General features: G+C 68.8%; 12 protein-coding genes. 10 read left to right on the top strand and 2 right to left on the bottom strand.

What is annotated here, in order from left to right; genetic code table 11:
• Positions 1–114 precede the first annotated feature (114 nt).
• The 4 genes from ABIE24_RS03495 to ABIE24_RS03480 are packed head-to-tail and all read left to right on the top strand — an operon-like array spanning position 115 to position 4,306.
• Entirely contained in the window at positions 115–1,530 is a 1,416-nt protein-coding gene (locus tag ABIE24_RS03495; RefSeq protein ID WP_354496861.1) for a DUF6421 family protein, read from the top strand.
• The gene (locus ABIE24_RS03490; RefSeq protein WP_354496859.1) at positions 1,523–2,206 is read left to right on the top strand and encodes an SDR family NAD(P)-dependent oxidoreductase; all 684 of its coding nucleotides are present in this window, start codon (positions 1,523–1,525) and stop codon (positions 2,204–2,206) included. Before ABIE24_RS03495 ends, ABIE24_RS03490 begins: the two co-directional genes overlap by 8 nt.
• 55 nt (positions 2,207–2,261) lie before the next feature.
• Positions 2,262–3,635, top strand: a complete 1,374-nt coding sequence (locus tag ABIE24_RS03485) for a sensor histidine kinase (protein WP_354496857.1) — start codon at positions 2,262–2,264, stop codon at positions 3,633–3,635.
• A 35-nt stretch (positions 3,636–3,670) separates the two neighbouring features.
• Positions 3,671–4,306, top strand: a complete 636-nt coding sequence (locus ABIE24_RS03480) for a response regulator (protein ID WP_502916239.1) — start codon at positions 3,671–3,673, stop codon at positions 4,304–4,306.
• Between the two features lie 112 nt (positions 4,307–4,418).
• Here the strand turns inward: ABIE24_RS03480 and ABIE24_RS03475 are convergent, their stop codons facing one another.
• A complete protein-coding gene (locus tag ABIE24_RS03475) occupies positions 4,419–5,651 on the bottom strand; it encodes an MFS transporter (RefSeq protein WP_354496853.1) in 1,233 nt (410 codons plus the stop codon).
• A 144-nt stretch (positions 5,652–5,795) separates the two neighbouring features.
• On the opposite strand from ABIE24_RS03475, the gene ABIE24_RS03470 reads away from it, so the two are divergent.
• From ABIE24_RS03470 to ABIE24_RS03450, 5 genes are all read left to right on the top strand, one after another.
• Positions 5,796–6,680, top strand: coding sequence for an ABC transporter ATP-binding protein (locus tag ABIE24_RS03470; RefSeq protein ID WP_354496851.1), 885 nt, complete (start codon positions 5,796–5,798; stop codon positions 6,678–6,680).
• A complete protein-coding gene (locus tag ABIE24_RS03465) occupies positions 6,677–7,789 on the top strand; it encodes an ABC transporter permease (RefSeq protein ID WP_354496849.1) in 1,113 nt (370 codons plus the stop codon). The genes ABIE24_RS03470 and ABIE24_RS03465 overlap by 4 nt, the downstream gene beginning before the upstream one ends.
• Before the next feature lie 105 nt (positions 7,790–7,894).
• Positions 7,895–8,242 (top strand): hypothetical protein, encoded by a 348-nt coding sequence (locus tag ABIE24_RS03460; protein WP_354496847.1) that lies wholly within the window; start codon positions 7,895–7,897, stop codon positions 8,240–8,242.
• Between the two features lie 70 nt (positions 8,243–8,312).
• Positions 8,313–8,864 carry an SRPBCC domain-containing protein gene (locus ABIE24_RS03455; RefSeq protein WP_354496845.1) on the top strand — a complete coding sequence of 184 codons (552 nt, stop codon included), beginning with the start codon at positions 8,313–8,315 and terminating at the stop codon, positions 8,862–8,864.
• Positions 8,865–8,939: 75 nt separating this feature from the next.
• Positions 8,940–10,025 carry a threonine aldolase family protein gene (locus ABIE24_RS03450; RefSeq protein WP_502916231.1) on the top strand — a complete coding sequence of 362 codons (1,086 nt, stop codon included), beginning with the start codon at positions 8,940–8,942 and terminating at the stop codon, positions 10,023–10,025.
• A gap of 18 nt (positions 10,026–10,043) precedes the next feature.
• Here ABIE24_RS03450 and ABIE24_RS03445 read toward each other — a convergent pair whose 3' ends face one another.
• Positions 10,044–11,024 (bottom strand): NAD-dependent epimerase/dehydratase family protein, encoded by a 981-nt coding sequence (locus tag ABIE24_RS03445; protein ID WP_354496841.1) that lies wholly within the window; start codon positions 11,022–11,024, stop codon positions 10,044–10,046.
• A gap of 138 nt (positions 11,025–11,162) precedes the next feature.
• On the opposite strand from ABIE24_RS03445, the gene acs reads away from it, so the two are divergent.
• Complete coding sequence (acs, locus tag ABIE24_RS03440; RefSeq protein WP_354496839.1) at positions 11,163–13,205, top strand: acetate--CoA ligase; 2,043 nt, start codon at positions 11,163–11,165, stop codon at positions 13,203–13,205.
• The last annotated feature ends 58 nt before the right edge of the window (positions 13,206–13,263 follow it).

Below are 13,263 nucleotides of genomic sequence, written 5' to 3'. Positions count from 1 at the left end.
CCTGCGTGACCAGCGCAAACTGCGCAGCCAACGCTCGCGAGAGTCAAAGAATCGCCTGAGGCAGGGCGGATACGCTCAATGCACACTGATCGAATCGACGCCGGGAGGGTTGTTATGTCTGAATCTCACGCACACGTGATCGTTGGCGAGCCCGAGGTGTTAGAAGACACCCCCGACCTCGCCACCTCCCCGGCCTGGCTGCGCCTGAAGGAGGCGACCGTCGGCATCCGCCCGCTGCAGGTCAAGGACGGCTCGATCCCCGAGACGGATGCCCACGGCGCCGCCCGCGAGTACGTCGCCACGATCGTCGGTGCCGTCCGCGAACTGGCGCCACGGTTCCCGTGGGATGCCGCCTACCTCGACGCCGTCGTGGTCGACGTCGAGCGCTGGGCAGCCGAGGACTTCGGCGTTCCGGACTTCTATGACTCGCTGATGGCGTTCCAGCCGCAGCAGCACCGCGCCAATGGCCGCACCCACCTCGTGCTGTTCCCGATGTACACGCAGAACGGGTCGACCGACCGGCTCGTCGAGGCTGTGCTCATCGAGGTCCTCTGGCCCGACTTCATCGCCGAGCTCGAGGCCGGCGACTACTCGAACAAGCTGTTCGTGCCGATCCGGTTCCTCGACTTCACGCCCGGCTACGACACCAACTCGGCCGTACTGTTCCCCGAGACCGTCGCGATGCGTGCCATCCCGACGTTCACCTGGGGTGCGATCTTCGCCGACCGCGAGGCCGCCCGGTTCCGCCGGGTGGTGAAGGCCGCCGCCGAGATCACGAAGCTCGAGCTGCCGGCCGACGCGCAGGCCCTCCTCGAGAACCAGCAGCTCGCCGAGGAGACCTTCGTCATGTGGGACCTCATCCACGACCGCACCCACATGCGCGGTGACCTGCCGTTCGACCCGTTCATGATCAAACAACGGATGCCGTTCTTCCTCTATTCGCTCGAGGAACTGCGCTGCGACCTCACCGCGTTCCGCGAATCGGTGACGCTCGAACGCACCCTGTCGGCGCAGAGCCCGGCCGAGCTGACCGAGGCCCAGACCGCGATCCTCGCCCACGCGAAACTCGTGCAATACGCGGTGATCTTCGACCGGATCTTCCGGTTCGCGCTCACCGGTACGCGGGTGCGCAACTATGACGGGCTCGGCGGCCAGCTGCTGTTCGCGTGGCTGCACCAGCACCACGTGCTGCACTGGACCGACACGGCGCTGACCATCGACTGGGCCGAGGTGCCCGACGTCGTGGTCGCCCTCGGCACCGCCATCGACGAGCTCTACTGGCGCTCGATCGACCGGCCGAAGGTGTCGCACTGGCTCGCCGCGTACGAGCTCGTGTCCGGCACCGTCGAACCGCACCCCGCTTCGGCGTGGGCGCGCGGGCTGCCAGACGACGTGCTCACCGGAGCGCCGAAGGGGTACACCGACCTCGTGATGGACGACGAGTTCCCGCTGAGCATGTTCTACGAGGCACTCTCGAAGAAGATGCGCGACGTGATCGAATCCACTGCAGGGATCACCGGTCGTGACTGATCCCGGGCATCGGCCTGGCGTCGCTGGTCGCACCGTGCTTCTCGCCGGTGCGACCAGCGCGGCGGGCGTCGCCGTCAGCCGCGCCCTGGCGGCAGCCGGCGCACGCGTCATCGTTGTCGGATCGAACGCCGACCGGCTGCGCGGGCTGACCGACCAGGTCCCGGATGCCGCCGGTTACGTCTGCGACCTCGCCCGCTTCGACGAAGTGACCGCGCTGGCCCAGAAGGTACACGCCGAGCACGGCCCGATCGACGGGCTTCTCCACCTCGTCGGCGGCTGGCGCGGCGGCGGCGGGCTCGCCGGCCAGACCGACGAGGACTGGGACTTTCTGCACACACGCGTGCTCACGACCCTCCGCAACACCACCCGCGCCTTCATCGACGACCTGCACGCGTCGGATGCCGGCCGCCTCGCGATCGTCTCGAGCGTCACGCTGGAGCATCCGACGCCGGGGGGCGCGAACTATGCCGCGGCGAAGGCCGCAGCGGAGACCTGGGTGAGCGCCATCGCGAACGGTTTCGCGAAATCGGCGCCGTCGGCATCCGCCACCATTTTCGTCGTGCGGGCGCTCGACGGTCTGGAGTCGCGACTCGCGACCGAGGTGACGGCGTTGTGGGACGCCGGCGCCGCATCCGGGTCGCTGCGGCGCGTGCCGCTCGTGCCCGGAACCTCGTAGCGAAATCCGTCGCGCGGCGGATGCCGGCGGCCCTGCGACTGGTTAGCGTTGGAGTGTGAGTTCACCCGCCCTCCTCGCCGTCGACCCGAGCGATACCGCGTGGCGTCGCCCTCCGGTGACGCCCAGTGGCCTGCGTGCGGATGCCATCCTCGCCGCCGCCCTGTTGGTGGGGGCGCTGCTGAGCCTCATGCTCTACCGGGTCGCGGGCGTGTACGACGATCCGGCGCCGATGTGGCTGAGCCTGGTCTGGGCCGTGCTCATCACCCTGCCGCTCGCCGTCCGGCGCAAGTGGCCGACAGCGGCGGCGCTCGTCGTCGCGGCGGCGTTCATCGCCGGCGGTGAACTGCGTGTTCCTGAGCTGCTGATCTCGAACATCACCCTGTTCATGGCTCTGTACGCGGTCGGCGCCTGGGTCGACAACCGCCGGACGGCGTTGCTGGTGCGCGTGCTGATCATCGCGGCCATGCTGGTCTGGCTCGTCGTGGCGATGGTGCGGCAAACGACGGACCCGGACGCGCTCGAGGGGATCTCGCGTGTCGGCGCGTTCTCTCCGCTCGTCGCGTTCCTGATGATCCAGATCCTCACCAACCTGCTCTACTTCGGCGGTGCCTACTATTTCGGAGACCGGTCCTACTCCGCTGCGCGACAGAAGGCGCTGCTCGAGTACCGGACCCAGGAGCTCGAGCGGGAACGCGAGCTGAATGCCGACCAGGCGGTCGCACTGGAGCGGGTTCGGATCGCCCGCGAGCTGCACGACGTCGTCGCCCACCACGTCTCGGTGATGGGCGTGCAGGCCGGTGCCGCCCGCACCGTCCTGGAGTCCGATCCGGCCGCAGCGCGCGATGCCCTGGCCAACGTGGAGCTCGGGGCCCGCTCGGCCATCGACGAACTGCAGAAGCTCCTTCACACCCTGCGTGAGAGTGAGGAGCCCGGCGCGACGAATGACCGGGCGGGCGACCCGACCGCTTCGATGAGCGCCTCGACACTCAGCCTCGATTCGCTGTCGGCCCTGATCGCCGACTCCACGGCGTCGGGTATGCCCACGACGCTGGAGATCATCGGAGAACCGGTCGAGCTGTCCGGGATGGCTAAGCTCAGCCTCTACCGGATCGCCCAGGAAGCGCTCACAAACGCCCGCAAGTATGCAGGGCCCGCGGCGACCGCCGATGTGCGCGTCCGGTACCTTGACGGAGCCGTCGAGCTCGAAGTGTCGAACACCGGCATGGTGCCGTCCCGGCCGCGACCGGGGGGCCTCGGGCAGATCGGGATGCGGGAACGGGTGGATGCCCTCGGGGGCACGATCGAACTCGGACCACGGGCACGCGGCGGGTACCTCGTTCGCGCCCGCGTGCCGGCGACCAGGACCGCCCCGTCGACCGGCGACCCTGAGTCTGGCGTCGCCCGCGTTTCCCCGGGGAGGACCCGGTGATCCCGGCTCGGGTGCTCCTCGCCGACGACCACGACATGGTGCGGGCGGGGTTCCGCATCATCCTCGGGTCGCAGCCTGACATCGACATCGTCGGGGAGGCCGCCACCGGTGCCGAAGCCCTCGCCCTCGCCGCAGAACTCGCACCCGACGTCATCTGCATGGACGTGCAGATGCCCGATATGGACGGTCTCGAAGCGACCAGGAGGATTGTCGCGGACGAGGCCGTGGCATCCGCCGTTCTCATCCTCACGACGTTCGACCGCGACGACTACCTGTTCGAAGCGCTGCAGGCGGGGGCGAGCGGGTTCCTGCTGAAGAATTCCACGCCGGAGCAGCTCATCGACGCCGTGCGGGTTCTGGCCGCCGGAGACGCGCTGCTGTCACCGGCGGTCACCCGCCGGGTGATCGAACGTTTCGGCGCCCGGGCCGACGCCGCCGAATCCTCCTCGGCCGCCTCCGCCGCACTCGCCACGCTCACCGATCGCGAGTCCGAAGTGCTGCAGCTCGTGGCGCAGGGCCTGTCGAACGCCGAGATCGCCGGCAGCCTGTTCGTCGGCGAGGCGACCGTCAAGTCGCACGTGTCGAAGGTGCTGCAGAAGCTCGGCCTGCGCGACCGGATCCAGGCGGTGGTCTGGGCCTACGAGAACAAGGTGGCGGTTCCCGGGGCCTGAACGCCCGGATGACAGGTCGCCGGCGATCAGGCTCGAGTTGCCTCGAAACGCTGCTCGCGCCGCCGAACCACCACACATTGCTGCTCCCCGCGCCCGCGAGCGACACAGTGCGTCAACTCGAGCCCGCACCGCCGCTCTCCGGGCGCTGCTGCGGGCGTTCACGTGGCATCCGCAGCGCCGACAACGCCGCGAGAAGCAGGAACACCGCGGCCACACTGAAGGCGGCGGGAAAGGATGCCACGTCGACGAGCCAGCCGGCGACGAGGGGCCCGGCGATGGCTCCGAGGTCGCTGGCCATGGAGAACAGGGCGACGGGGCGCCCACCGCGTGCGCCCGCTGTCGCGTCGCCGACCGCCGCAGCCGGGGCCGTGCCCATGAACGCTGCCGCGACGCCGTAAACGCAGAGCAGCACGGTGAGCACCGCAAAGTTCGGCGCCACCGCGATCGCGAGGATGGTGCCCGACGCCACCAGGTACGCGCCGAGGATGGCGGGCCTGCGCCCGACCGTGTCGACGAACCGACCGGCCGGGCCGAGGGCGATCGTCTGCACCACAGCGGCGATCGCGAAGGCGACACCGGTCCAGGCGGCGGTGCCCGCCAGCACGTCGACGACGAGCACCGGGATCAGGGCACTCCGCACACCGAGCGACGTCCAGCCGTTGGCAAAGTTCGCGAGGCAGGCCGCCCGGTACCGCGGGTCGCGCAGCACGGTGCGGATCGGGAGAAGGGGGGCCGGGGCGGCGGAGTCCCCCTCGACCGCCGTGCGCTGCAGCAGGACGAGTCCGACCAGCCCGGCGACGGCCAGCGTGCCGGCGTAGAAGAAGAACGGCGCCGTCAGCGACACGGTGGCGAGGACTCCGCCGATCGCGGGACCCGCCATGCCTCCGAGCAGGAACCCGCCATGGTAGAAACTCACCGCCCGGCCGCGCGAGGAACCCGGCGTCGACCGGAGCAGGAGGGTCATCGCCGACACCGAGAACATGGCCGAACCGATACCGCCGGCGCCGCGCAGAACCAGCACCTCGACGTAGCTGCCGGCGAACCCGACGAGCGCGCTCGAAATCGCGACGATCCCGATGCCCAGGGCGAGCAGCGTCCGTTCACCGAGCCAGTCGATCAGCCGCCCGCAGAACGGGCTCGCAGCGAACCGCATCAGCGCGAACGCCGACACCACGGCACCGACCTCGAGGTAGCCGACACCGAAATTGCGCACGTACACCGGCAGCACGGGCACGACCACGCCGAACCCCACCATGACGAAGAAGGCGATGACGCCCAACACGATCACATCGCGGGGCAACCGCGGCTGGCCGGTCGGTCGGCGGAGGACGGGCAGGCGAGGCACCAGCCCAGCGTAGGCCCTCGTCCCCCGGGCGACCCCACTCCCCCGGACGATGGAGAGTCGCCGCGGCGAAAGACCCGCCTGCAGGCGGATGCCACGGGCACGGTTGCGGTCGTACCGTGGGACCAGGGTTCACAAGGAGGCACCATGCTCGAGATCCGAGACGTCAACAAACACTTCGGCACGGCCCACGTGCTCACCGATGTCAGCTTCGACGTCCTGCCTGGGCGGATGACCGGCTTCGTCGGCGGGAACGGCGCAGGCAAGACCACGACGATGCGTATCATCCTCGGCGTGCTCGCCGCCGAAAGCGGGACCGTCACCCTCGGCGGCGCCACTCTCACTCCGGAGGACCGGCGCCGGTTCGGCTACATGCCCGAGGAACGCGGGCTCTACCCCAAGATGAAGGTCGAGGAGCAGCTCGTCTACCTCGCCCGCCTGCACGGCCTCTCGACCGCGGCAGCGAAGAAGAACACCGCCGGCCTGCTCGAACAGCTCGGACTCGGCGAGCGCGCCGGGTCGACGGTGCAGAGCCTCTCCCTCGGCAACCAGCAGCGGGCGCAGATCGCCGCCGCGCTCGTCCACGACCCCGACGTGCTCATCCTCGACGAACCATTCTCGGGTCTGGACCCCCTGGCCGTGGATGTCGTGGTCGGCGTGCTCAAGGACCGCGCGACCGCCGGCGCCCCTGTGCTCTTCTCCTCGCACCAGCTCGACATCGTCGAGCGGCTCTGCGACGACCTGGTGATCATCGCCGACGGCGCGATCCGGGCAGACGGTTCCCGCGAGGCCCTCCGCGCCCGGCACTCCACCCTGCGGTACGAGCTGGTCTCCGGTGGGGATGCCGGCTGGTTGCGTTCCGTACCCGGCGTCACGGTCATCGACTTCGACGGCGGCTACGCGCTCTTCGACGTCGACTCGGAATCGACCGCCCAGGCGGTCCTTCGAGACGCCATCGGCAGGGGCGACGTCGCCACCTTCGCCCCGCGGCATCCGTCACTCGCCCAGATTTTCAAGGAGGTCATCCGATGAGCACCCAGACACCCGCACGCCCCGCGGCCCCCAGCCTCGCGCAGAGCACCTGGCTCGTCGCAGAACGTGAAATCACGATGCGCCTGCGCAGCAAGACGTTTCTCATCTCCACCGCCATCCTGCTGCTCCTCGTGCTCGCGTCGATCGTGATCGGCGGCTTCATCGCCCAGAACAGCAGCGACGACACCATCCCCGTGGCCGTCGTCGGCACCGCCGATCAGGCGATCGGTGACGCCGCCGGCCTCGACGTGACCGACGCGGCCAGCGTCGAAGAGGCCACCGAGCTCGTCCGCGACGGCACCGTCGACGCCGCCATCGTGCCCGACGACTCGACTCCGCTCGGCATCGCGATTCTCGCCGAGACCGAAGTACCCGCGTCGCTGGTCGCCCAGCTGAGCGTGTCGCCACCGGTGACGCTCCTCGACGAGACCGCCACGAACCCGTTCCTCACCTACCTGGTCTCGCTGGCCTTCGGTATCGTCTTCTTCATGTCGGCGATGACCTTCGGCTCGACCATCGCCCAAAACGTCGTCGAGGAGAAACAGACCCGGGTGGTCGAGATCCTCATGTCGGCGATTCCCGTGCACGCCCTCCTGGCAGGCAAAGTGCTCGGCAACTCGATTCTCGCGTTCGGGCAGATCGCGGTGACCGCAGCACTGTCGATCGTCGGGCTGACGATCATCGGGCAGACCGAGCTGCTCACCGGGCTCGGGATGCCGATCGTCTGGTTCGTCGTGTTCTTCGCCATCGGGTTCGTGCTGCTGGCCTCACTCTTCGCAGCGACGGCGTCGATGGTGTCACGCCAGGAAGACATCGGCTCGACGACCACCCCGGTGACCATGCTCGTCATGCTGCCGTACTTCGCCGTGGTGTTCTTCAACGACAACCCGACGGTGCTGACGATCATGTCGTACGTGCCGTTCTCCGCCCCGGTCGGGATGCCGGTCCGCCTGTTCCTCGGCACAGCCGCCTGGTGGGAGCCACTCCTCTCGCTGGCCATCCTGCTGGCCACGACGGCCGTGACCATCTGGCTGGGGTCACGGATCTACCAGAACTCCCTTCTGAAGATGGGCGCCCGGGTGAAGTGGGGCGAGGCTCTCACGAGCTGATCCTCGACGCCACTTCGGGGGGAATTCCCGCCAAGAGTAGTGACATGAGGTTTCCTCAGGATTAGTGTTTCGGTCATTCGCCGGTGCTTACCCGAAGGGACCGTCATGACCTACCCCGCTGTGCCCACCCCCGTCACCCGACGAGAACGGCAGAGACAACTCAACCCGCTGCGTTACTCACCGATGGTCAACCCGGTGCACATTCCTGAACCGGTGAACCTCGAACGGCAGCCCAGGCGCCTGAGCGTCACCGCGCTCGTGCTCGGGCTGTCGTCGGTGCTGGTCGGATTCACCGTCGTCATCCCGCTCGCCGGTATCGTGTTCGGCATCCTCGGGGTCGGCAGCGAACCGACCCGCAAGGCCCTCTCGGTGACCGGCATCATCGCCGCCGGAGTCTTCGGCATGGCGTGGGCGGCTGCTGCTCCCCCGATGCTGACGATGCTCTTCGGCTGAGCCCACCGGCGGCGCTGGACGGCCACCGCATTGCCGACCAGACTGGAACCCCGGTACCAAGGAGGGTCCCATGTCGACGTCGCAGCTCCCCCAGCATCCGATCGAAGCGCACCTGAGCAATCTCGGGTCGCGCTGGCTCCTCGTGCTTGAACGCACCCTGCCCAATTCACCCCAGGAGATCTGGGCGGCGCTCACGCAGAAGGACCTGGTTCGCCGGTGGGCGCCGTTCGACCCCGACCGGGACCTCACTGAGACCGGATTCGTCGCGCTCCCGGAGGCCGGCGCGGGCGCCGCCGATGACAGAGACGACGCCGACGACACCGACGAATCGATCGGCACGATCGTCACTGTGGCACCGCAACGGATGCTCTCGCTCGTCTGGGGCGGAGACGCCCTCGATATCGAGTTGGCGCCGACGGCGTCCGCAACCATCGTCCGGCTCAGCCACACCTTCGACGACCGGGAGAACGCCTCCAGTTACGCGGCAGGCTGGCATCTCTGCCTCACTGCGCTCGACGGCGTCGCCAGCGGCCTCGACGTGCCCAGGATGGTCGGCGAGGACGCCAAACTGCACGGCTGGGACGCACTGCAGGAGAAATACGAGGACCTGTTCAGCCGCTGAGATCGCGGACGCGCGCAGGCGTGCTGCTCGCCGCGCGCAGGAGCGCACGATTCCGGTTCGCGACCCCGACGCCGGATGCGCAAAACTAGGGGGGTGACCGACATTCTGCACGACCCCAACTCCCGCGGCTTCGCCAGTGACAACTACGCCGGCGTGCACCCCGAGGTCCTCGAAGCGATCGGTGCCGCGAACGGCGGGCACCAGGTGTCATACGGGGCGGACGTCTACACCGCCCGCCTGCAGGAGGTGTTCGCCACGCACTTCGGCGACGGCGTGCAGGTGTTCCCCGTCTTCAACGGCACCGGCGCGAACGTCATCGGGCTGCAGTCGATGCTGCCCCGCTGGGGCGCCGTGATCGCCGCATCCACCGCGCACATCAACGTCGACGAGAACGGCGCCCCCGAGCGGGTCGGCGGCATGAAACTGCTCACCGTGCACGCCCTGGACGGCAAGCTGACGCCGGAACTGATCGACCAGGAAGCGTGGGGGTGGGGCGACGAGCACCGCGCCCAGCCGCTCGTCGTGTCGATCACCCAGTCGACGGAGCTCGGCACGCTGTACACCGTCGACGAGGTCCGGGCGATCGCCGACCACGCGCACGCCCACGGCATGAAGCTGCACATGGACGGCGCCCGGTTGTCGAACGCCGCCGCGGCGCTCGGAGTGCCGTTCCGCGACTTCACCACCGATGCCGGTGTCGACGTCCTCTCGTTCGGCGGCACCAAGAATGGGCTGCTGTTCGGTGAGGCGGTCGTCGTGCTCAACCCCGCCGCATCCGACGGCCTCATCTTCCTGCGCAAACTGAACATGCAGCTCGCATCGAAACTGCGCTTCGTCTCCGCACAGCTGATCGCCCTGCTCGACGGCGACCTGTGGCTGCGGTCAGCCTCGCACGCGAACGCGATGGCCGGGCGGCTGCGGTCGTCGCTCGACGACCTCGTGGCATCCGGGCAGGTGAGCGGTCTGAGCTTCAGCCAGCCCACCCAGTCCAACGCGGTGTTCGCGGTGCTGCCGACGGATGCCGCGAATCGCCTCCGCGAGACGTTCCACTTCTACGACTGGGACGCGTCGAAGGGTGAGGTGCGCTGGATGGCGTCGTTCGACACCACCGAGGCCGACATCGACGCGTTCGTCGCCGGGATCCGCGCAGAACTGGGCTGACCAGGCCACGCCGACCGGTCAGGTGTGTTCCGCGACGAGCCGGTCGAACAGGGCATCCTGTGCCGGGTCGGCCACCCGACGTGAGGCGTCGGCGTCGTACCAGTCGAGGATCTCCTGCGCACCGTCGGCGAAGAGCGTGCGCTGGCCGAAGTCCGGCACGAGCGCCTTCAGTTTGCTGTTGTCGAACACCATCGAGTGGCTCTTGTCACCGAGGAGACCGGGTCCCAGGTCGGGCGACGCCGCGGCGATCATGTCGCTCGTCACGTGGGCGAGCACCGGTTCGACGCCTGCCGCTGCGCCGAGGGCCCGGTAGATCGCATCCCAGGTCGGCGCTTCGTCGCCGGTGATGTGGAAGGGATGCCCGATCGCACCAGGATGCCCGAGGAGTCCGACGAAGCCGACCGCGAAGTCCCGGGTGTGCGTGATCGTCCACAGGGAACTGCCGTCACCGTGGACGACGACCGGCGCACCGCGTCGCATCCGCTCGATGTCGGTCCAGCCGCCGAGGGTCGGCAGCATGGTGCGGTCGTAGGTGTGCGACGGGCGGACGATGGTGATCGGGTAGCCGGTCGCGCGATACTCGGCGACGAGAGCGTCCTCGCAGGCGATCTTGTTGCGGGAGTACTCCCAGAACGGGTTGCGGAGCGGTGTCGACTCGGTCACCGGCAGCCGCGACGGCGGGGTCTGGTAGGCGGACGCCGAGCTGATGAACACGTACTGGCCGGTGCGGTCCCGGAACGTGTCGAGGTGCAACTGGTCGGGCGTGAAGCTGAGAAAGTCGGCGACGACGTCGAACCGGCGCTTCCCGAGTGCGCGCGTCACAGCATCCGCGTCGCGGACGTCTGCCTGGACGGTTTCGACCCCGGCCGGGAGGGGGCGCACGGACGATGCCCCGCGGTTGAGGACCGTGACCTCCCATCCGCGGTCGGCGGCGAGCTCCACCGCCGCCGAGCTGATGACTCCGGTACCGCCGAGAAACAGGACACTTTTCGCACTCATTCCCCCATCCTCTCGCGAGTTGCTCCGGATGCGGGGGTTACACGGCGGCGGAACCCCTGCATCCGCAGCAACTCGCGAAGATTACGTTGGGTTGCTCCAGAATTCGGTCGTGGAGACCGCGAGCCGTAACGTCGGAGGATGCCTTCCGCATCCGCCCCCACCCTCGCCAACCTCTCGACCGAGACCCGACGGTTCCCCGCGCCGCCCGCGTTCACGGCGCAGGCGAACGTCAGCGCCGCCGACTGGGAGAAAGCGGATGCCGACCCGGTCGCGTTCTGGGCGGATGCCGCCGCGCGGCTTGAGTGGGCGGAACCCTGGCACACGACGCACTCCTGGCAGCCGGTCACCCACGGTCCCGACGGCGAACTGACCGTGCCGAAGGCCGAGTGGTTCGCCGGCGGCACGCTCAACGTCGCGGTGAACTGCGTGGACCGCCACGTGGCATCCGGCAAGGGCGACAAAATCGCACTGCACTTCGAGGGTGAACCGGGCGACCGGCGCTCGATCAGCTATGCGGAACTGCAGCGCGAGGTCTCGAAGGCCGCGAATGCGCTCACCGCGCTGGGCATCGGCAAGGGCGACCGGGTCGTGATCTACCTGCCGGTGATCCCCGAGACCGTGATCGCGACGCTCGCGGTCGCACGGGTCGGCGCGATCCACTCGCTCGTCTTCGGCGGGTTCAGCGCGGACGCACTGCGGTTCCGGGTCGAGGACACCCGGGCGAAGCTGCTCATCACCACCGACGGCCAGTACCGGCGGGGACGCGCCGTCGCGGTGAAGGACAACGCTGATGCCGCGGTGTCCGGAGTCAAGAGCATCGAGCACGTGCTCGTGGTGCGGCGGACCGGCGACGAGATCCCGCCGATCGCGTGGACCGATGGGCGCGACGTCTGGTGGCACGACGTCGTCGGCGGGGCATCCGAGGAGCACGAGGCCGAAGCGTTCGACGCGGAGACGCCGCTGTTCATCATCTACACCTCGGGCACCACCGGCAAGCCGAAGGGCCTCGTGCACACGTCAGGCGGCTACCTGACCCAGGCGTCATGGAGCCACTGGGCGATCTTCGACGCCAAAGAAGACGACGTCCACTGGTGCACCGCCGACCTGGCCTGGGTCACCGCGCACACCTACGAGATCTACGGGCCGCTGTCGAACGGGCTCACCCAGGTGATCTATGAGGGCACCCCGAACACGCCGCACACCGCCCGGCATTTCGAGATCATCGAGCGTTACGGGGTGACGACGTATTACACGGCGCCGACGCTCATCCGCACCCTGATGACCTGGTTCCCCGACGGCGTGCCCGCCGGGTACGACCTCTCCTCGATCCGTCTGCTCGGCACCGTCGGCGAGGCGATCAACCCCGAGGCATGGGTGTGGTTCCACACTCACCTCGGCCGGGGCGAGACGCCGATCATCGACACCTGGTGGCAGTCGGAGACCGGCGCCTCGGTGATGGCACCGCTTCCGGGGATCTCGACGCTCAAGCCCGGCTCGGCGAACCGGGCGCTGCCCGGGCTGTCGACGCTCATCGTCGACGACGACGGCAACCCCGTGCCGTACGGCGAGGGCGGCTACCTCGTCGTCGACCGTACCGGTCCCGGGCTCGCCCGCACCGTCTGGGGCGACCCGGAGCGCTACCGGGACTCCTACTGGTCGCGGTTCTGGAGGCAGGGCTACTTCTTCAGCGGCGACGGGGCGAAATGGGATGCCGACGGCGACATCTGGGTGCTCGGACGCGTCGACGACGTCATCAACGTGTCAGGACACCGCCTGTCGACGATCGAGATCGAGTCGTCGCTCGTGGCGCATCCGGCCGTCGCCGAGGCGGGAGTCGTCGGGGTGACGGATGCCCTCACCGGGCAGGCCATCGCGGCGTACGTCATTCCCGCGTCCCGTTCCCTGGGGAGCGAGGTGGAGCATCCGGATTACTGGGTGGGCCTCGCCGGCGAACTCACCGACCTGCTGCGGGCACACGTCGCCACCCAGATCGGTCCGATCGCGAAGCCCCGCGACGTGATCGTCGTTCCTGATCTGCCGAAGACCCGGTCGGGCAAGATCATGCGGCGGCTGCTCGGCGACATCTCCGACGCCCGCCCGCTCGGCGATGTGACGAGCCTGCAGGACGACACGGTGCCGGCCCGGATCGAGCAGATCGTTCGAGCCACCCCTTCCCGCTGATTGAGTAGCGCCCGAGCGAAGCGAGGCCGCGTCGAAGGGCGTTCCTCGCTACTCGATC

The sequence above is a fragment of the Mycetocola sp. 2940 genome (genome assembly GCF_040548835.1).
Classification (GTDB): Bacteria; Actinomycetota; Actinomycetes; order Actinomycetales; family Microbacteriaceae; genus Mycetocola_A.
Note: the sequence above shows the minus strand (reverse complement) of the source record. Positions and strands in the feature narration are given on the sequence as shown.